The following is an 18835-nucleotide window of genomic DNA, read 5'->3' as shown; positions in this document are numbered from 1 at the left end:
CGTGGCCGGCGTCGACGTGAAATGTGGAGGCTCCTTTGTCTGTTCGTATTGTTCTCGGCCGCAGCGCCGTACGGCTGTTGTGTACCGCGGCCGCCGGTGCTCTGGTGCTGGCCGGCTGTGCCAACAACACCGAGGGTGAGACCGCCGAGGTGACCAAGGTGTCGGTGGAGAAGGTCGACGCGCTCGCCGCGGCCGTTCCCGACAAGGTGAAGCAGGCAGGCAAGCTGGTGGTCGGCGTCAACGTGCCCTACCAGCCGAACGAGTACAAGGACGCCAGCGGCAAGATCGTCGGCTTCGACGTCGACCTCCTCGACGCCGTCGCGACCACCCTCGGGCTGAAGGTCGACTACGTCGAATCCTCGTTCGAGAAGATCATTCCCGCGATTCAGGCCGGTACCTACGACGTGGGTATGTCCTCGATCACCGATTCGCGCGAACGCGAACAGCAGGTCGATTTCACGACCTATTTCTCCGCGGGCATCCAGTGGGCCCAGCAAACCGGTAAAGCCATCGATCCGAACAATGCGTGCGGCAAGAAAGTCGCCGTACAGTCCACTACGGTCGAGCACACCGACGAGATTCCCGCCAAGAGCGCCAAGTGTGTCGCCGAGGGCAAGCCGGCCATCGATATGAAGGCCTTCGACGAGCAGAGCGCCGCGACCAACGCGCTGGTGCTGGGCCAGGTCGACGCGATGTCGGCCGACTCCCCGGTGACCGCGTACGCGATCAAGCAGAGCGGCGGCAAGATCGAGGCCGCGGGCCCGCTGTTCGATTCCGCGCCCTACGGCTGGGCCGTGCAGAAGGGCTCGCCGCTGGCGGTGTCCCTGCAGAAGGCGCTGCAGCACCTGATCGACAACGGCAAGTACGGCGAGATCACCACCAACTGGGGCGTCCAGGACGGCCAGATCAAGACCTCGGTGATCAACGGCGCTGTGAGCTGACGTGACCGAGCACAACGACACGGCGGAGGTGCCCGGACCGGGCACCGAACCCGAACCGATCAAAGCGGTCCCGCTGCGCAGGCCGGGCCGCTGGATCGCGGCGGCAATCATCCTGATCCTGGTGGGATTGTTCGCCTACGGCGCGGCCACGAACCCCGCCTACCGGTGGGACACCTACGCCAAGTACCTGTTCGACAGCCGGATCACCGCGGGCGCGCTGGTGACCCTGGAGCTCACCGTGCTCGCGATGGCGATCGCGGTGGGCCTGGGCACCGTGCTGGCGGTCATGCGGCTGTCGCCGAACCCGGTGCTGCGCACCACCGCGTGGGTCTACCTGTGGATCTTCCGTGGCACCCCGGTCTTCGTGCAGTTGGTGTTCTGGGGCCTGGTGCCCTCGCTCTACAAGCAGATCGACCTCGGCGTGCCGTTCGGTCCGCAGTTCTTCCACCTGGACGTGCAGCATCTGCAGGCGGCGTTCCTGTTCGCGGTGATCGGTCTCGGCCTCAACGAGGCCGCCTACATGGCCGAGATCGTGCGCGCGGGTATCAACTCCGTCGGCGAGGGGCAGCGCGAGGCCTCGGTGGCGCTGGGCATGTCGTGGACGCAGACGATGCGCCGCACGGTGCTGCCCCAGGCGATGCGGGTGATCATCCCGCCCACCGGCAACGAGCTGATCGGCATGCTCAAGACCACCTCGCTGGTCACGGCCATCCCGCTCAGCACCGACCTGTTCGGTCGCGCCCGTGACATCTACGGCGTGAACTTCCAGCCGATCCCGCTGCTGCTCGTCTGTGCCACCTGGTACCTGGCGATCACCAGCATCCTGATGATCGGGCAGTACTACTTGGAGCGCTACTACTCGCGCGGTGCCACCCGGCAGCTGACGGCCAAGCAGCTCGAGGAACTGGCCACGGCGCAGGCGGCGGTGAAGGCGAAATGAGCGAACCAGCAGTGACGACGCCGCCGATGGTGCTCGCCGACCGGGTGTGCAAGAACTTCGGCGCGCTGAAGGTGCTCAAGGGCGTCTCGCTCGAGGTACAGCGCGGCAAGGTGCTGACCCTGGTCGGGCCGTCCGGCTCGGGCAAGTCGACCTTCCTACGCTGCATCAACCACCTCGAACAGGTGAACGCGGGCAGGCTCTACGTCGACGGCGAGCTCGTCGGCTACCGGGAGAAGAACGGCAAGCTCTACGAGATGCATCCGCGCGATGCCGCGATCCAGCGACGCGACATCGGCATGGTGTTCCAGCATTTCAACCTGTTCCCGCACCGGACCGCGCTGGAGAACGTGATCGAGGCGCCCACCCAGGTGCGCGGGATCCGCAAGGCCGACGCGATCGCCAGGGCCGAGGAACTGCTCGACCGGGTCGGCCTGGCCGCCAAGCGCAACGCCTATCCGGCGCAGCTCTCCGGCGGTCAGCAGCAGCGCGTGGCGATCGCGCGGGCGCTGGCGATGGATCCCAAGCTGATGCTGTTCGACGAGCCCACCTCGGCGCTGGACCCCGAGCTGGTCGGCGAGGTGCTCACCGTCATGCGCGAGCTCGCCGATTCGGGCATGACCATGCTGGTGGTGACCCACGAGATGGGCTTCGCCCGCGAGGTCGCCGACGAACTGGTGTTCATGGACGGCGGTGTCGTCGTCGAGTCGGGTCCGCCGCGCGAACTGCTGGCGAACCCGCAGCACGAGCGCACCAAGGCATTCCTGTCGCGCCTGCTCTGAGCTGGTGAGCGAACGGCCCCGCGGACTGTCCGCGGGGCCGTTTCTCATTCGTCGACGGTCAGTCGCTCCAGTGACACCTGTGCTTGGGCGATGCGGCGGATGGCGGCCAGGGCGGTGTCGCCGAGCACCGTCAGCACCACCACGGCGTCGACGATGTCCTCGCGCCCGCCGGCGGCCAACGCCGTCGACACATCGGTCTCCGCGACCACTCGCGCACCGTCGAAATAGGTGGGCAGGGCCGTGGTGCCCCAGTCCGTGTAGCCGAGCTGGGCCAGGCGCACCAGCACCGAGGTGAGCGTGTCGATCGCCTCCGGGCTCGGTTTCGTGTCCCAGCCGCGCCGGTCCATCTCCGCGCGCACGGTCTCGTACGCGCGATCCCAGTCGGCCTCGGGCGCGGCGGGCGCGGGGGCGGACATGCTGCCCTGGACCACGCCCAGCAGTCTGAACAGCGACAGATCGGGGGAGTCGACGGCGGCGAGCACATCGCCCACCGTCGCCACCGGCAGTCCGCCCACCTCGATCAGCGCGCGCACCAGCCGCAGCCTGCGCAGGTGTTCCTCGCCGTAACTGGCCTGGTTGGGACTGGTGCGCTCGCCCGCGGGCAGTAGCCCTTCCCGCAGGTAGTACTTGATCGTCGCCACCGCGATGCCGCTGCGCTCGCTCAACTCCGAGATCCGCACCGCTACCTCCGTTGTCATTCGGCCCCCTTGCCGACTGCCCGGCTTGCGGATAGTCTAACTATCCATAACGGATAGTAGAACTATCTATCACTGGGAGATGCGCCATGTCCGTCCAGACCGTCGACTCGCTGCCCCGCCGCCGCGCCCCACTGCACCGTCCACTGCTGTACTTCGCCGCCGTCAACGCCGTGCTCGCCGTGGTCGCGGTGATCGGCATGCTGGTCGACGACCGGGTGATCGCCGGGTCGACCGCCTGGTTCAAGCCGGGCAAGTTCGCGATCTCGTTCGTTTTCTACTGCCTGGCGCTGGCCTGGCTGATCTCGTTGCGGCCCAAGGCCTCCCGGCTCACCGGGGCGATGGCGACGGTGATCGTGGTCGCCGGGGCGATCGAGCAGCTGGTCATCTTCGGGCAGGTCATCCGCGGCAACCGCAGCCACTACAACATGACGACCACCGTCGACGCCGTCCTGTGGATCACCATGGGCAGCACCATCATCGTGCTGTTCCTGGCCACCATGGTCGTCGCCGTGCAGCTCTCGCTGAGCCGGATCGGGGACGCCGCGATCACCTGGTCGATCCGGCTCGGGCTGGCCATCACCCTGGTCGGCCTGGCGCTGGGCAATCTCATGCCGGGCCGCGAATCCGGGGTCGACGGCATCGCGGGCGCGCACACCGTCGGCGCGCCCGACGGCACCCCGGGAATGCCGCTGACCGGCTGGAGCACCACCGACGGCGACCTGCGCATCCCGCACTTCGTCGGCATGCACGCCCTGCAGGCGGTGCCGCTGTTCGCCGCGCTGCTGGTGCTGCTCGCGCCCCGGATCCCGCTGCTGCGGGTGCTGCGGGTGCGCCTCGGCCTGGTCGTCACCATGGCCGCCGGCTACGCCGCGGTGCTCGCGCTGGTCACCTGGCAGGCGCTGCGCGGACAGCCGCTCATCCACCCCGACCAAACCACCCTGACCGTGGCCGCCGCGATCCTCACCGGCGTCGTTCTCGGCACCCTGATCTCGATCGCGAGCGCGATCGGCGTCCGAAAGGCAGTCCCCGCATGAGCACGCTGTTCGACCTGTCCTTCTTCGTCACCGTCCCGTTCTGGGCGCTGATGATCCTGGCGCCCACCTGGCGCCGGACCCGCGTGATCATCGGCTCGCCGTGGATCACGCTGGTGCCGCTGATCGTCTGGGCGATCGTCGCGGTCCCGGTCCTCGGCGCGATGTGGTCGCTGGTGAGCTCCCCGTCGCTGGCCGCGATCACCGAGGCCGTCGCCGACCCCGCTGTGCTGACGGCCCTGTGGGCGCAGATCATCGCCTGGGACCTGTTCCTCGGCCGCTGGATCTACCTCGACAGCCGCGCGCGCGACATCCATCCGCTGCTGATGGGTCCGCTGCTGGTCGGCACGATCCTGTTGTCGCCCATCGCCTTCCCGATCTACCTCGTGCTGCGCGAGGTGGCGGGTCGTCGCTCGACGCGCGATCACGGTGTGCCGCACGCCGACCCGATCGCGGCGTGACGCCCGCGGGCCCGGACCGTGACCGCGGTCCGGGCCGTTCGCGGTCAGTGGTCGTCGAAATCTGTTCCGCGGGCGATGGTTTCCCACTCCAGCAGCTCGGTGCGCACCGAGTCGAGATGGCCGAGGATGGCGTCGACCGCGTCGTTGCCCAGCGGCAGTCGCAACGGCGTCTTGTCCGCGGCCAGTGCCGCGCGGATGGCGGCGGCCGCCTTGGCCGGATCGCCGGGCTGGAGTCCGTCGCTGGTCTCGACCATGCGGCGGGTCGGGCCGACGGTGTCGGCGTAGGCGTCGGTCTCGGTGCTGAGGGTCGCGGCGCCGGGGCTCATGAGTCCGGTGCGGAAGCCGCCGGGCTCCACGATCAGTACCTTGACGCCGAACGGGGCGACCTCGTCGGCCAGCGCCTCCGACAGGCCCTCGAGCGCGAACTTCGTCGCGCTGTAGGCGGCGAAGCCCGCGAAGGACAGCTGCCCGCCGAAGCTGCTCATCTGCACGATCGCGCCACCGCGCTGCGCGCGCAGGTGCGGGAGGACGGTGCGGGTGAGGGCGGCGGGGCCGAAGACGTGCAGGTCGAACAGGTCACGCAGTTCGGCGTCGGTGGTCTCCTCGACCGCGCCCACCTGGGTGCGGCCCGCGTTGTTGACGAGTACGTCGATCCGTCCGTACCGGGCGACCACATCGGCCACGACCGCGTCGATGCGCGCGGTATCGGTGACGTCGAGGGCGATCGCCTCGAGCTGATCGGGGTGCGCGGCGACCAGATCGTCCAGCGGCGCGGTGCGGCGGGCCACGGCGACGACGGTGTCGCCCGCCGCGATCGCCGCCTCCGCGATGGCCCGGCCGAAGCCGCTGCTCGCACCGGTGACCAGCCAGATCTGGGGGTTGCTCATCAGGGTCTCCTCGATCGATTCCTGTTGTGCCGCCGATACTTCCGTCGCGGCGCGCGGCCGTCCAATACCCGCTGTGATAACCAGTGGTTATGGACGTGCACGGGCGCGAGCTGCGCTATTTCGTCGCGGTGGCCGAATCGCTGAACTTCACGGCGGCCGCCGACGGGCTCTACGTCTCCCAGCCCGCCCTGAGCAAACAGATCCGCAAGCTCGAGGGTCAGCTCGGCGCGGCACTGTTCGTGCGGGACTCGCGCTCGGTCGCGCTGACCCCGGTCGGGGCGGCGCTGTTGCCGCAGGCCCGTCGGGTGCTGGCCACGTGGGACGCGGCCGAAGCCGCGGTGGCGTCGGCGAAGGCCGCCCAGCAGGCGGAGCTGTCGATCGGGATCAGCACCAGTCCCGGCCGGGGCATCCTGCCCGCCGTGCGTTCCCGGTTCGCCGCCGCCTTCCCCGACGCGAAACCCGTGCTGCGCCAGGTCGGCTGGGACGATCCGACCGCCGGTCTGGCCGACGGGTCCGCCGATGTCGCCTATGTCTGGCTCCCGCTGGCCGACAGCGAGCGCTACCGCTGGCTGGTCGTCGCCACCGAACCCCGCCTCGTCGCCCTGCCGGACACCCATCGTCTCGCCGGTCGCGCCACCATCGCCTTCGCCGACCTCCTCGACGAACCCTTCCTCGCGCTGCCCGCCACCGCGGGCGCGCTGCGTGACTACTGGCTGGCCGTTGACGCGCGCGCCGGTCGGCCTGCGCGCATCGGCGCCGAGGTCTCGAGCACCGAGGAGACCTACGAAGCCCTGGTCAACGGTGACGGCGTGGTGCTGCTCGCCACCGGCAACGCCCCGCTCGTCGCCCACGACGGCGTCGTGACCAGGCCGGTGACCGGCCTCAGCCCGTGCGAGCTCGCCCTGGCCTGGCGAGCCGACGACGTCCGCCCCCTGGTGCGCGGCTACGCCGAAGCCTGCGCGTCGGCGACTGCCCACCGGCGCTGAGTCCACCGGGCAAGGGAGGTGCCGGTCTCGAGCGCGGTGGGTTCGAGCGATGCCGATATCACCCACGGGCACGGCTCCCGAGCGCGATGCGCAGCTGGCCGAGCAGCACGGTGGCCGCGGGGCTCCCGGGACGGTCGGTACGCCAGGCGATCGCGAGGCGGCCGTGGATGCGCGGCTCGACGATGGCCAGGGCGCGCACGCCGAACGCGGCGGCCTCGGCCGGGGTGAGGGCGGGCACGACCGCGGTGCCGAGACCCCGCGCGGCCAGACGCAGCAGGAGCGGGGGAGCGGCGGCCTCGAACGCGACCTGTGGCGTGAAACCGGCAGCGGCACAGGATCGTTCGAAGACGCCGCGCAGCCCGGTCCCGGTGGGCAGGCAGATGAGCTGTCGATCGGTCAACGCCGCCAGGGTGATCGTGCCGGCCGACTCGGCGGGATCGACCGGTGCGTCGAGCGCGACCGCGGCGACCACCGGTGTCTCGAGGATCACCTCGAGGCCGACGCCGGGACTCGGTGCGGCGCCCGTCAATCCGACGATCGCGAGATCCAGCTCGCCGCGCTCGACACCGCCCAGCATCCGCTCGGCGGTGTCCTCGGTGAGGCTGATCCCCACCCGCGGGTGATCGTCGTGGAAGTCGGCGAGCACTCCGGCGACATCGAACTCCTCGGTGGCCGCACCGGAGATCACCCCCAGCCGCACGTGCCCGCGCAGCAGCCCGGTGAATTCCTGCACGGTCTCGCCGATCCGGTCGGCCGCCGCCAGCGCGGCCCGCGCGTGCCCGAGCACGGCGGACCCGACCTCGGTGGGTGTCACCGAGCGGGTGCCCCGGACCAGCAGTGGCTGCCCCAGCTCGCGTTCCAGCTGCCTGATCTGCGCGCTCAGTCCCGGCTGTGTCAGGTGCAGGCGCTCGGCCGCGCGCGTGAACCCGCCCTCGTCGACGACGGTGACGAAATACCGCAGCTGCCGCAGTTCCATCCCGGGATTCTAGCGATTCCCATAACTAGCAGTTATCGAGTCGAGAAAGACTATCTGTTGTACTTCTCGACGGCGCGGCGGCACAGTCGAGGACATGACCGAGAACGCAGCGCAGACCCTCGATTCCCTCCGCTTCACCGGCCCGGTGTTCACCCCGGCCGACCCCGGCTACGCCGCGGAGGTGGCCGGGTTCCAGACCGCCTACACCCATCGTCCCGCCCTGGTCGTCGGCGCGCTGCATGCCGAGGACGTGCGCGCCGCCGTGGAATACGCCGCCCGGCACCGACTTCCGGTCGCCGTGCAGGCGACCGGGCACGGGCTCTCGGTGGCGGCCGACCACGGCGTGCTGATCACGACCCGCCGGATGGACGCCATCACCGTCGACCCGCGCACGCGCACCGCGCGGATCGGTGCCGGGGTGCGGGCCGGTGCCCTGGTCGAGGCGGCGGCCGCGCACGGGCTGGCGCCGCTCAACGGTTCCTCGCCCTCGGTGGGCGTCGTCGGGTACGTGCTCGGCGGTGGGCTCGGGTTGCTGGCCCGCGAATTCGGTTATGCCGCAGACCATGTGCGCTCGATCGACCTGGTGACCGCGGACGGGCGGATGCGCACGCTCACCCCCGCCGACGAGCTGTTCGGCGCGGTGCTCGGCTCCGGCGGCAACTTCGGCGTGGTCACCGCGCTGGAGCTCGGGCTGGTGCCGGTTACCGAGGTGTTCGGCGGCCAGCTGATCTTCGACACCCCGCTGGTCGACCCGGCGCTCGACACCTGGCGGCGGTGGACCGCGACACTGCCCGACACCCTCACCTCGACGATCGCGGTGGTCACCTTCCCGGACATCCCGCCGGTGCCGGAACCGATGCGCGGCAGGCACGTCGCCTCGATCCGGATCGCCTTCGACGGCCCCGCCGCGGAAGGCGAACGGCTCGTCGCGCCCCTGCGCGCGATCGGCGACCGGCTGCGCGACGACCTGCGCGTCCTGCCGTACACCGAGTCGCACACCATCCACAGCGACCCGGACTTCCCGCACGCCTACGCCGCCACCAACGCGCTGCTGTCCGAGCTGACCGGCGAGGGCGTCGCGGCACTGCGCGCGCTGACCGCCCCCGGCGGCCCGGTCGACGCCGTCGTCGACATCCGGCACCTGGGCGGGGCGTTGCGGCACGGCGACGCGTCGTCGGTGGACCACCGCGACGCTGAGTTCGTCGTCCGGGTGATCACCGGCGCGGCGGGCGACACCGCGCCCACCGGCCTGGCCGCGGTCCGGGAAGCGTTGGCGCCGTGGACGATCGGGCACAGCCTGAACTTCCTCTACGGCGCTGGTGCCGCCGCGGACGCGGCGCAGACCTCGGCGGGCTACACCCCGGACACCTACGCCCGGCTGGCCACGGCCAAGGCGGCCTACGACCCGCGCAACATGTTCCGTTTCAACCGCAATATCGCGCCCGCGTAGGGATTCCGACGCTTGTCGATCCGGCCGATCTCTACTATCTTGGTGATATCACTCAGATATCGGGAGGATGTCATGGAGCTGCGGTCCGCATTCCGCGTCAACGGATTCGTCGTCTTGCTGGGGTGGCTGGTGCTCACCCTGGTGTTCGGCGCCGCCGCCGTTTTCGCGTTCATCGCCGCCACCCAGCACGACGGCGGGGCGCTCGCCTGGGCGGGCGCGGTCGCCGCGGCCGTCATCGTGCTGGTGCTGGCGGTGCTCGCCACCGGGTTGATCATCGTCAACCCCAACGAGGCGAAGGTCGTCACCTTCTTCGGCCGCTACGTCGGCTCGGTGTCGGACCCCGGGTTCTTCTCGGTGCTCCCACTGACCGACCGCAAGTCGATCTCGTTGCGGGTGCGCAACTTCGAGACACAGAAGCTGAAGGTCAACGACGCCGACGGCAATCCGGTCGAGATCGCGGCGGTCGTCGTCTACAAGGTGGTCGACAGCTTCAAGGCCGCGTTCGCGGTCGACGACTACGAGGAGTACGTCGAGACCCAGTCCGAGGCGGCGGTGCGCCACCTCGCCACCACCCACCCCTACGACGCGCACGACGCCGCGCGGACCAGCCTGCGTGACGGCGCCGAGGTGGCCGAGGAGCTCACCGAGGAACTGCGCGCGCGCACCCTCACCGCCGGCATCGAGGTCATCGAGGCCCGGATCACCCACCTGGCCTACGCGCCCGAGATCGCCCAGGCCATGCTGGTCCGCCAGCAGGCCGCCCAGGTGGTCGCCGCGCGCACCCAGATCGTGGAGGGCGCGGTCGGCATGGTCGGCCTGGCGCTGGACCGCCTCGCCGCGGCGGGCACCGTGGAACTCGACGAGGAACGCAAGGCCGCCATGGTCTCGAACCTGCTCGTCGTCCTCTGCGGCGACCGCGCCACCCAGCCGGTCGTGAACACCGGATCCCTCTACGCCTGACCCGCCATGACGGTGCCGAAGAAGGAACCCAAGAAGGTCCTGCTGCGGCTCGACCCGGCCGTCCACGAGGCCATCGCCAAGTGGGCGGCCGACGACCTGCGCAGCGTCAACTCCCAGATCGAATACGCCCTCCGCCTCGCCCTCGACCAGGCGGGCCGCAAGCCCCGCTCGAAGTAGCGCCCGCGTCAGGTGATGCCGAGGACGCGGGTCAGCAGGCGTTGGCGGGTGCGGGTGGCGGACTTGGCGAGGATGGCTTTGACGTGGTCGTTGACGGTGTGCTCGGAGAGGACGAGTTCGGCGGCCAGTTCGCGGGAGTCCAGGCCGGTGGCCAGCAGGGCGAGGACCTGGGATTCGCGAGTGGACAGGCCGTGGGCGCGGGTGAACAGGTCGAGGCGTTCGGCGGCGGTGCTCGGTTCCAGGGCGACGGCGATGTCGTGGTCGCCGAGGCGGTCGGCCTTCACGGTGAGCCAGCGGTTGCCGCCCAGGTGGATGCGGGCGGAGGCGGGGCCGATCGGGGTGCCCGCCTCGGCGGCGAGCAGCGCGGCGCCCGCGTTGTAGACCGAGGCGGGGACCGGTGGGACGGGTTCGTCGGGCGGGAGCAGACGCAGCAGCGACGCGGCGGCGGCCGCGGTTTGCGAGCGCACGCGCAGGTCGTCGTCGAGCAGGACGACCGCGGGGCCCAGCGGCGGCAGTTGCGCGTCGGATTCGACGAACCCGGCGCCGACCGTGGCGCGCAGCGCGGTCGCCATCGCGGGCGTCAGTGCCGTGAGCGCGGCGAGTTCGCTTCTGGTGAACGGGGATTCGTCGACCCGGAGCAACTCCAGGAATCCCCAGCAGCCGTAGCGATCGGCGAAGGTGACGGTGGCGGAGTCGGTGACGCCGAGGGCCCGCTGGGCGGTGCGCCACAGCAGCGAGCGGTCGGGTTCCCCGCCCGTGGCATCGAGCAGGGAGTGGGCGCCGGTGCCGCGCAGGGTGTCCCAGCGATTGAGCGGGGTGAGATAGCGGGCCCGGATCAGGTCCGGCAGGCGCGCCAGATCGAGTCCGGGCACATCGGCGAGCGGCGCCGTCGCGACCGCGGTGACCGGGTCGGTGAGCGCGAAGACATGGCCGGTGAACGGCATCGACAGCCGTATCTCGGCCAACACGAGCTCGCGCAGTCGTTTGGCGGAGTGATCGGCACGGCACAGCCGGCTCACCCGGTCGGCCAAGGCGCTCGGCACCGGCTCAGTCTACGGCGAAAACCCCCAGCATCAGGGATGTCGGTGGGGCAGCGCTCGGGCCGACACTCGATGTATCCCATCGAGCGACGGAGGCGACCATGACCACCACCCTGCACATCGACAACACCGTGCGTGACTACGACACCTGGAAGGCGGCCTTCGACCAGTACGAACGCTTCCGCGCCGAGCACGGGGTACGCACCTACCGCGTCGGCCGCGTCGAGGGCGACCCGGTCCGGGTCCTCGTCGACCTCGATTTCGACGACCGCGCCACCGCCGAGGCGTTCCGGACCGCGCTGGCCCCGGTCCTGGCCACGCCGCGCAGCCGCGCGGTGGTGATCGGTCACCAGTCCTGGCTGGTGGATTTGGTCGAAGCACGTATTTCCGCCTGAGCGGCAAGTTCTACCGCGCACGGGGACAACCGAACTCGTCCACGCCGGTAAGTTGTCCCGGTGCCCATCTCGTTCGACATTCCTGGAATGCAGCAGTTGGACAACACGACCTGGGGGAATCCGGCCACTCGTGATGTCGTCGCGTTGACCTATGTCGACGGCGCGCCCGACCTGCCCGCCCGGCTGCACGATCTGCCGCGGCTGCGCAGGCGGCTGGCCGAGCACCACGCCCGCACCGGCTGTCTGATCGAGGCGTTCGTGGTCTGGGTCGACCAGCTGCCCGCGCTGCTGCGGGTGGAGAAGACGCAGTTGCCGGGGCCGCGGGCCGAGCTCGTCTTCGCCGCGTCGATCGTGGTGCCCAAGGACCGGTGCTCCGCGGTCTTCCAGATCATCTGTCCGGAGACCGGGGTGCCCGGGCTGCGGGAATCCTCGATCGGCGCGCAGGTCCACCGCGCCGAGATGTGCCCGCCGCACCCGTACGCGCCGGGGCTGCGCGGGCGCCTGCCCTATCTCCTGTCCGACGACGTCCGCTTCGACGCCGTGTTCCCCGAGCACGCCCTGACCAGGGCCCGCCGCTGGATCGCCGAAACCGTGCCCAACGTGCGGGTCGACCCCGGCTTCGCGGCGCTGCCCGAGTTCTAGGCGCCCGGCTTCTCGGTGACGAAGATGGCGGTGCCGGGGAAGATCTCCCCGCGCAGCGGCGACCACTGACCCCACTCCCGGTCCAGCCACTCCGGCCAGTCGGGTTCGACGATGTCGAGCAGGGTCAGGCCGGCGCCGACGATCTCCCTGACCCGGTCACCGATGGTGCGATGGTGCTCGACATAGGTCGGCACCCCGTCGCCGTCGACCTCGACATACGGCGTCCGGTCGAAATAGGGGATGCGCGCGACGAGGCCGTCCGCGCCGGGATCGTCGGGGAAGATCCAGCGCATCGGGTGGTTCACCGAGAACACCCAGCGCCCGCCCGGCCGCAGCACCCGGGCGACCTCCCGCATCACCAGCGCGGAATCGGCGACGAACGGGACCCCGCCGAAGGCCGAACAGGCCAGGTCGAAGGAGGCGTCGGCGAACGGCAGCGCCTCGGCGCCCGCCTGGACCAGCGGCACCCGCGGCCCGCCCCGCGCCATCGCCGCCACGCCCCGCTCGAGCATGCCCATCGACAGATCGAGGCCGACCGGATACGCGCCCTGACCCGCCAGCCAGCGCGAACACGGCGCCGAACCGCAGCCGATCTCGAGCACGGTCTTGCCGCTCAGCTCGCCGAGGAAGCCCATATCGCCCTCGTGCAGGCCCTCCGGGCACCAGACGAACTCGCCCTCGGGGGAATCGACGCCGAGGAAGTCGGCATGGGTCTGGTGATACTGGTCGGCGTCGGCGTCCCACCAGCGCCTGCTCGCGCGTTCGCTGTCCGCCGAACCGATCTTGGTCCGGGTGGTCGCGGTGGTTCCCAGCAGCGCGTTGGCCTGCGCATGGCGTTCGTCGTCCGACACGGCGAACAGGGTATCCGCGGGGTGGAGGGGGTGGTTTGCCCGGCTGGACAGGGGTCGCGTACGCTGAGGCACGCGAGTGTCTTTCGAGGAGCGCTGTGCGCCGGGGTTGAATGCGTACGGTATCCGATGACGGAGTCGCCCGTGCTGAGTTCGATCACCAGCAAGTGTGGCGGTCCGTGCGATACTTACCCGGTATCCTTCGTCGCCTCGTCGCGGTGATCTCGCAGCGTACCGAAAGTTCCAATGTCCGCAACCGACCACAATCCGTCCGGAGCAAATCCACATATGCCCACCACCGTCACCTCGCCGCAGGTAGCCGTCAACGACATCGGCTCCGCCGAGGATTTCCTCGCCGCCATCGACGCCACGATCAAGTACTTCAACGATGGCGACATCGTCGAGGGAACCATCGTCAAGGTCGATCGTGACGAGGTCCTGCTCGACATCGGTTACAAGACCGAAGGCGTCATCCCCTCCCGCGAACTCTCCATCAAGCACGATGTCGACCCCAACGAGGTCGTTTCCGTGGGCGATGAGGTCGAGGCCCTGGTTCTCACCAAGGAGGACAAGGAAGGCCGCCTGATCCTGTCGAAGAAGCGGGCGCAGTACGAGCGCGCGTGGGGCACGATCGAGGAGCTCAAGGAGAAGGACGAGGCCGTCAAGGGCACCGTCATCGAGGTCGTCAAGGGCGGCCTGATCCTCGACATCGGCCTCCGTGGCTTCCTGCCCGCCTCGCTCGTCGAGATGCGTCGTGTCCGCGACCTCCAGCCGTACGTCGGCAAGGAGATCGAGGCCAAGATCATCGAGCTCGACAAGAACCGCAACAACGTGGTCCTGTCGCGTCGCGCCTGGCTCGAGCAGACCCAGTCCGAGGTCCGCAGCGAGTTCCTGCACCAGCTGCAGAAGGGCCAGGTCCGCAAGGGTGTGGTCTCCTCGATCGTCAACTTCGGTGCCTTCGTGGACCTGGGTGGCGTCGACGGCCTGGTGCACGTCTCCGAGCTGTCCTGGAAGCACATCGACCACCCGTCCGAGGTCGTCGAGGTCGGCAACGAGGTCACCGTCGAGGTTCTCGACGTCGACCTGGACCGCGAGCGCGTCTCCCTGTCGCTCAAGGCCACCCAGGAAGACCCGTGGCGTCAGTTCGCCCGCACCCACGCGATCGGTCAGATCGTGCCGGGCAAGGTCACCAAGCTGGTTCCATTCGGTGCGTTCGTGCGCGTCGAAGAGGGCATCGAGGGCCTGGTGCACATCTCCGAGCTGGCCGAGCGCCACGTCGAGGTCCCGGACCAGGTCGTTGCCGTCGGCGACGACGCGATGGTCAAGGTCATCGACATCGACCTGGAGCGTCGCCGGATCTCGCTGTCGCTGAAGCAGGCGAACGAGGACTACCACGCCGAGTTCGACCCGTCGAAGTACGGCATGGCCGACAGCTACGACGATGCGGGCAACTACATCTTCCCCGAGGGCTTCGATCCCGAGACCAACGAATGGCTCGAGGGCTTCGACAAGCAGCGTGAAGAGTGGGAAGGCCGCTACGCCGAGGCCGAGCGTCGCCACAAGATGCACACCGCTCAGATGGAGAAGATGGCAGCCGACGCTGCCGCCGAGGCCGCCAACGGCGGTGCCACCTCGGGCAACTACTCCTCCGAGAGCGGCTCGCAGGCCACCTCCGGCCCGGCCGAGTCCGCCGGCGGTTCGCTCGCCAGCGACGCCCAGCTCGCGGCTCTGCGGGAGAAGCTCTCCGGCAACGCCTGATTCGGGTAGAGCAGTACCGAAGGCCCTGGTCCACACGGACCGGGGCCTTCGGCCTTTTCCCAGGTCGGGTGGAGTAGTGTCGGCGCCGATCGCTCCATCCCCCCTTCGGGAAAGGTGCTCCATCGACATGAGTTCTGGTTCCTTCGCCGGCCTCAACCGGCGTCAGTTCCTCGCCAAAGCGATGGCCGCCGGCGCCGTGGGAACGCTTGCCACCTGGGCGAATCCGATCATCGACCGCGCCTTCGCCGCCGATCCGGCCGGAATGGGCGGGCTCGGCGACATCGAGCATTTCGTCCTGCTCATGCAGGAGAACCGGTCCTTCGACCACTATTTCGGCACCCTGTCGGGGGTGCGCGGCTTCGGTGAGGAATCGGCGGCCTGGCGTCAGTACGGCTGGTCGCCCGGAATCGGGCCCACCGCAGACGGTTTCGTCGAGCCGTTCCGGCTCGACACCACCCGCGGCGCCACCCTGGACGGTGAATGCATCAACGACCCCGACCACACCTGGCCGGGCATGCACAAGGCCTTCAACGACGGGCGCAACGACGGCTGGATGCCGATGTCGGTCGCCTCGGTCGGGCCGGCCAACGCGCCCGCGGCGATGGGTTACTACCTGCCGGAAGACATTCCGATCCACACCGAGCTCGCGCAGGCGTTCACGCTCTGCGACAACTATCACTGCTCGGTGCTCGGCCCGACCGATCCCAACCGGCTGTACTGGGTCAGCGCCACCATCGATCCCGACGGGCTGGCCGGTGGTCCGCTGGTGGAGACGCCGTTGCTGATCCCGAAGAACGTCTACAGCTGGCGCACCTACCCGGAGAACCTGTCCGAGGCGGGCGTGAGCTGGAAGATCTACAGCAACCGCGATGTCGGTCCGGCGTCCTCGATGATCCTCGACGGCATGATGGGCTGCTTCACCCAGGCCGCCGACCCGAACTCCGAGCTGGCCCGGCGCGGCATCGCGCCGGTGTACCCCAACGACTTCCAGGCCGACGTCGCGAACGACACCCTGCCCGCCGTGTCCTGGGTGGTGCCGTCGGTGCTGCACTGCGAGCATCCGGCCCTGCCCGCCGCCTTCGGCGCGGTCGGGATCGTGCAGCTGCTCGACATCCTCACCTCGAACCCGGCGGTGTGGGAGAAGACCGCGCTGATCATCAGCTACGACGAGAACGGCGGCTTCTTCGACCATGTCGTTCCGCCGACCCCACCGCCGGGCACGGCGGGGGAGTTCCTGACCGTGCCGCTGGACCGGGTGCCCGCCGCGGGCGGGATCGCCGGGCCGATCGGTCTCGGCTACCGGGTGCCGTGCCTGGTCGTCTCGCCCTACAGCCGCGGCGGGCTGGTCGCCTCGCAGACCTTCGACCACACCTCGCAGCTGCGGCTGCTGGAAACCCGGTTCGGGGTCGACGTGCCGAACCTGACCGCGTGGCGGCGCGGCGTCACCGGGGACATGACCTCGACCTTCGATTTCGCGGCCGCGCCGAACGCCGCCAGGCCGGTGCTGCCCGACCCGCGGCCCAAGGCGGACGCGGCGGTCGCGCAGTGCGGGCCGAACATCGCGGCGGGCACCCTCGGTCAGGGCGCGCCCTACCCGGTGCCGCCGAACGCGATGCCGACGCAGCAGCCGGGCGGCAGGCGCGCGCCGAGCGGTCCGGTCGGGGTGTGACACGGCGCGGGCCCGGCGATTCGTCGCCGGGCCCGTCGCGCGCTGTCGCGGGAAGTCAGCTCGCGGCGGCGGGGACCCAGTAGCCCGCGGCGGCGGCCATGCTGGGACGTTTGCGCATCGCGGCGAAGCTGTGCCGGGCGGGGGAGATCAGGGCGGTGAACCACGATCGGCGGTATTCGGCGAGAGTCGCCGCGACAGCGGGGTGTTCGATGCAATGCACACCGCCGGGCATTCCCAGGCGGTGGCGAGCCGTCCGGTGGTCTGTGGTGCCCATGCTCATCCTTCGGTAGCTGCTGTCGGCATTCTCGCCAGCGCGAACATTAATCCACGCGACTCGCCCGACCCCGGATTTGCGCCGGTCGGCGCATGGGCGTGTCGGAAAGAATCCGATGGCGCGGACCGGGCGGCGCGGCGTCTGCGAGACTGGGCCCCATGTTGCGGATCGGCCTCACCGGAGGCATGGGAGCGGGTAAATCCACAGTGGCGCGGACCCTGGTCGAGTGCGGGGCGGTGCTGATCGACTCCGACGCGATCGCCCGCGAGGTCGTCGCGCCCGGCACGCCGGGACTGGCCGCGCTGGTCGAGGCGTTCGGGCCGGACATCCTCGCCGCCGACGGCAGCCTCGACCGGCCCGCGCTGGCCGCGGTCGCCTTCGCCGACGACGAGTCGAGGGGCAAGCTCAACGCGATCACCCATCCGCTGGTCGGCGCGCGGACCGCGGAGCTGATCGGTGCCGCGCCCGCGCAGGCGATCGTCGTGCAGGACATTCCGCTGCTCGTCGAGAACGGGCTGGCCCCGCTCATGCAGCTGGTCCTGGTGGTCGGTGCCGAGGTCGAGACCCGGCTGCGCAGGCTGGTCGAGCAGCGTGGGGTGGCCGAGGCCGACGCACGCACCAGGATCGCCGCCCAGGCCACCGACGAGCAGCGGCACGCGGTCGCCGACGTGTGGCTCGACAACAACGGCGCCCCGGAGATCGTCGAGGCTCAGGTGCGCGCGCTGTGGACCGAGCGGCTGGTGCCGTTCGAGCGCAATCAGCGCGAGGGCATCCGGGCCGAGGCCGCGTATCGGCTGGTGCCCGCCGATCCGGACTGGGCCGCGCAGGCCCGCCGGATCATCGCGCGGCTGCACCTGGCGTGTGGCGCGTCGGCGGTGCGGATCGACCACATCGGGTCCACCGCGGTGCACGGCCTGCCCGCGAAGGACGTCATCGACATCCAGGTGACGGTGGCCGACCTGGCCACCGCCGAGGCGCTGGCCGACGCGCTCGCCGGGGCCGGGTTCCCGCCCGCGCCCGGAGTCACCCACGACAACCCGAAGCCGACCCCCGGTGATCCCGACGGCACCGACCTGGCCCGCTGGGGCAAGCGCCTGCACGGCAACGCCGATCCCGCCCGCCCCGCGAATATCCATCTGCGCGTGCAGGATTCGCCCGGCCAGCGGTTCGCGCTCGAGCTGCGGGACTGGCTGCGTGCCGAGGAGGACGCGCGCGCGGCGTACCTGGTAATCAAGCGCGAGGCCGAGCAGGCGGCGGCGGGCAAGGCCGGGGAGGCGGCGGCCCAGGCGTACTACGCGGTGAAGGAACCGTGGTTCGACGCGGTGTATCCGGTGGTCACCGACTGGGCTCGCGCGCGCGTCTGACCCGAGACCAATCTGTTAAACATCAATGTTTCAAAAAGCGGCCGAGGGGGGTCGCGCGCTGGGTACATTGTGCCGAGTCACCAGCCGGTGACTCGGTTCACAGGGAAGTTGTAGCGCGTATGACAACACATCACCGTCAGTTCGGCCGTGCGGGCTTCGGCGTCACCGCTTTCGGCGCCGTCGCCGCCAGCATCGTGCTGGCCGCCCCGCAGGCATCCGCCTGGGTCGGCAACGTCACCGTGGCGGGCAGCGACCACAAGGTCGGCTGCAGCTACAAGCTGACCGCCAGCGTCGAGGTCGACCGGCTGACCTCGGTGAAGTTCACCGACAACGGTGTCGACATCGCCACGGTGTCGCCGTCGCTGCTCTCGGGCACGGTGAGCACCACCTGGAAGCCCACCACGGCGGGTCAGCACAAGCTCGAGGCGCGTCAGCTGCTGATCAGCGACTCGATCACGGTCACCGTGGCCGAGGCGCCCGCGACCGGCAGCGCGGGCTGCGGCGGCGGCCTGGCGGATCTGTTCCCGAGCCTGTCGGCCGGCTGATCCCGCTCCGAACG

The 18835-nt window shown here is 70.1% G+C and carries 21 protein-coding genes; 15 read left to right on the top strand and 6 right to left on the bottom strand.

All coding sequences use genetic code 11. The annotated features are described in order from the left end of the window. Positions 1-23 precede the first annotated feature (23 nt). The 3 genes from ACFYWJ_RS33235 to ACFYWJ_RS33225 are packed head-to-tail and all read left to right on the top strand — an operon-like array spanning position 24 to position 2660. Positions 24-941, top strand: coding sequence for an ABC transporter substrate-binding protein (locus tag ACFYWJ_RS33235; protein ID WP_387164788.1), 918 nt, complete (start codon positions 24-26; stop codon positions 939-941). A gap of 1 nt (position 942) precedes the next feature. Further along, positions 943-1881, top strand: a complete 939-nt coding sequence (locus ACFYWJ_RS33230; RefSeq protein ID WP_355284721.1) for an amino acid ABC transporter permease — start codon at positions 943-945, stop codon at positions 1879-1881. Positions 1882-1907: 26 nt separating this feature from the next. Then, the gene (locus ACFYWJ_RS33225) at positions 1908-2660 is read left to right on the top strand and encodes an amino acid ABC transporter ATP-binding protein (RefSeq protein ID WP_355284750.1); all 753 of its coding nucleotides are present in this window, start codon (positions 1908-1910) and stop codon (positions 2658-2660) included. 44 nt (positions 2661-2704) lie between these two features. Here the strand turns inward: ACFYWJ_RS33225 and ACFYWJ_RS33220 are convergent, their stop codons facing one another. Next, complete coding sequence (locus ACFYWJ_RS33220) at positions 2705-3358, bottom strand: MerR family transcriptional regulator (RefSeq protein ID WP_355284719.1); 654 nt, start codon at positions 3356-3358, stop codon at positions 2705-2707. A gap of 86 nt (positions 3359-3444) precedes the next feature. Here ACFYWJ_RS33220 and ACFYWJ_RS33215 point away from each other — a divergent pair, with 86 nt between their 5' ends. Both ACFYWJ_RS33215 and ACFYWJ_RS33210 read left to right on the top strand, forming a co-directional pair. Further along, positions 3445-4392: a hypothetical protein gene (locus ACFYWJ_RS33215; protein WP_355284716.1), complete on the top strand. Its 948-nt coding sequence runs from the start codon at positions 3445-3447 to the stop codon at positions 4390-4392. Then, on the top strand, positions 4389-4850 hold the full coding sequence (locus tag ACFYWJ_RS33210) for an ABA4-like family protein (RefSeq protein ID WP_355284713.1): 462 nt from the start codon (positions 4389-4391) through the stop codon (positions 4848-4850). Before ACFYWJ_RS33215 ends, ACFYWJ_RS33210 begins: the two co-directional genes overlap by 4 nt. A 44-nt stretch (positions 4851-4894) precedes the next feature. On the opposite strand, the gene ACFYWJ_RS33205 is transcribed toward ACFYWJ_RS33210, so the two are convergent. Next, positions 4895-5737 carry an oxidoreductase gene (locus ACFYWJ_RS33205; protein ID WP_355284710.1) on the bottom strand — a complete coding sequence of 281 codons (843 nt, stop codon included), beginning with the start codon at positions 5735-5737 and terminating at the stop codon, positions 4895-4897. Positions 5738-5826: 89 nt separating this feature from the next. Between ACFYWJ_RS33205 and ACFYWJ_RS33200 the strand changes: the two genes are divergently transcribed. Further along, the gene (locus tag ACFYWJ_RS33200; protein ID WP_355284708.1) at positions 5827-6723 is read left to right on the top strand and encodes a LysR substrate-binding domain-containing protein; all 897 of its coding nucleotides are present in this window, start codon (positions 5827-5829) and stop codon (positions 6721-6723) included. Positions 6724-6781: 58 nt separating this feature from the next. Here the strand turns inward: ACFYWJ_RS33200 and ACFYWJ_RS33195 are convergent, their stop codons facing one another. Further along, positions 6782-7699 carry a LysR family transcriptional regulator gene (locus ACFYWJ_RS33195; RefSeq protein ID WP_355284706.1) on the bottom strand — a complete coding sequence of 306 codons (918 nt, stop codon included), beginning with the start codon at positions 7697-7699 and terminating at the stop codon, positions 6782-6784. Between the two features lie 94 nt (positions 7700-7793). Here ACFYWJ_RS33195 and ACFYWJ_RS33190 point away from each other — a divergent pair, with 94 nt between their 5' ends. The 3 genes from ACFYWJ_RS33190 to ACFYWJ_RS33180 all read left to right on the top strand — a co-directional run bounded on the left by ACFYWJ_RS33190 (position 7794) and on the right by ACFYWJ_RS33180 (position 10286). Next, positions 7794-9149 carry an FAD-binding oxidoreductase gene (locus ACFYWJ_RS33190; protein ID WP_355284703.1) on the top strand — a complete coding sequence of 452 codons (1356 nt, stop codon included), beginning with the start codon at positions 7794-7796 and terminating at the stop codon, positions 9147-9149. Between the two features lie 72 nt (positions 9150-9221). Next, positions 9222-10109, top strand: coding sequence for an SPFH domain-containing protein (locus ACFYWJ_RS33185; RefSeq protein WP_355284701.1), 888 nt, complete (start codon positions 9222-9224; stop codon positions 10107-10109). A gap of 6 nt (positions 10110-10115) precedes the next feature. After that, positions 10116-10286: a hypothetical protein gene (locus ACFYWJ_RS33180; protein ID WP_355284699.1), complete on the top strand. Its 171-nt coding sequence runs from the start codon at positions 10116-10118 to the stop codon at positions 10284-10286. Positions 10287-10294: 8 nt separating this feature from the next. On the opposite strand, the gene ACFYWJ_RS33175 is transcribed toward ACFYWJ_RS33180, so the two are convergent. Beyond that, on the bottom strand, positions 10295-11329 hold the full coding sequence (locus ACFYWJ_RS33175) for a helix-turn-helix transcriptional regulator (protein WP_355284696.1): 1035 nt from the start codon (positions 11327-11329) through the stop codon (positions 10295-10297). A 98-nt stretch (positions 11330-11427) separates the two neighbouring features. Between ACFYWJ_RS33175 and ACFYWJ_RS33170 the strand changes: the two genes are divergently transcribed. Together ACFYWJ_RS33170 and ACFYWJ_RS33165 are read left to right on the top strand one after the other, a co-directional pair. Beyond that, complete coding sequence (locus tag ACFYWJ_RS33170) at positions 11428-11721, top strand: hypothetical protein (protein WP_355284694.1); 294 nt, start codon at positions 11428-11430, stop codon at positions 11719-11721. 87 nt (positions 11722-11808) lie between these two features. Continuing rightward, on the top strand, positions 11809-12363 hold the full coding sequence (locus ACFYWJ_RS33165) for a hypothetical protein (RefSeq protein WP_355284691.1): 555 nt from the start codon (positions 11809-11811) through the stop codon (positions 12361-12363). Here ACFYWJ_RS33165 and ACFYWJ_RS33160 read toward each other — a convergent pair. Then, entirely contained in the window at positions 12360-13214 is an 855-nt protein-coding gene (locus ACFYWJ_RS33160) for a class I SAM-dependent methyltransferase (RefSeq protein WP_355284688.1), read from the bottom strand. The genes ACFYWJ_RS33165 and ACFYWJ_RS33160 overlap by 4 nt on opposite strands. Before the next feature lie 285 nt (positions 13215-13499). Here ACFYWJ_RS33160 and rpsA point away from each other — a divergent pair, with 285 nt between their 5' ends. Both rpsA and ACFYWJ_RS33150 read left to right on the top strand, forming a co-directional pair. After that, a complete protein-coding gene (gene rpsA / locus ACFYWJ_RS33155; RefSeq protein ID WP_355284686.1) occupies positions 13500-14969 on the top strand; it encodes a 30S ribosomal protein S1 in 1470 nt (489 codons plus the stop codon). Positions 14970-15096: 127 nt separating this feature from the next. Then, entirely contained in the window at positions 15097-16638 is a 1542-nt protein-coding gene (locus ACFYWJ_RS33150; protein WP_387163682.1) for a phospholipase C, read from the top strand. Positions 16639-16693: 55 nt separating this feature from the next. Here ACFYWJ_RS33150 and ACFYWJ_RS33145 read toward each other — a convergent pair whose 3' ends face one another. Next, positions 16694-16912, bottom strand: coding sequence for a hypothetical protein (locus tag ACFYWJ_RS33145; protein ID WP_218716679.1), 219 nt, complete (start codon positions 16910-16912; stop codon positions 16694-16696). Positions 16913-17070: 158 nt separating this feature from the next. Between ACFYWJ_RS33145 and coaE the strand changes: the two genes are divergently transcribed. Continuing rightward, the gene (coaE, locus tag ACFYWJ_RS33140; RefSeq protein ID WP_355281547.1) at positions 17071-18276 is read left to right on the top strand and encodes a dephospho-CoA kinase; all 1206 of its coding nucleotides are present in this window, start codon (positions 17071-17073) and stop codon (positions 18274-18276) included. 119 nt (positions 18277-18395) lie between these two features. After that, entirely contained in the window at positions 18396-18821 is a 426-nt protein-coding gene (locus ACFYWJ_RS33135; RefSeq protein WP_355281550.1) for a hypothetical protein, read from the top strand. Positions 18822-18835: the final 14 nt, after the last annotated feature.

The organism is Nocardia sp. NPDC003269, from assembly GCF_042888005.1.
GTDB lineage: Bacteria > Actinomycetota > Actinomycetes > Mycobacteriales > Mycobacteriaceae > Nocardia.
Note: the sequence above shows the minus strand (reverse complement) of the source record. Positions and strands in the feature narration are given on the sequence as shown.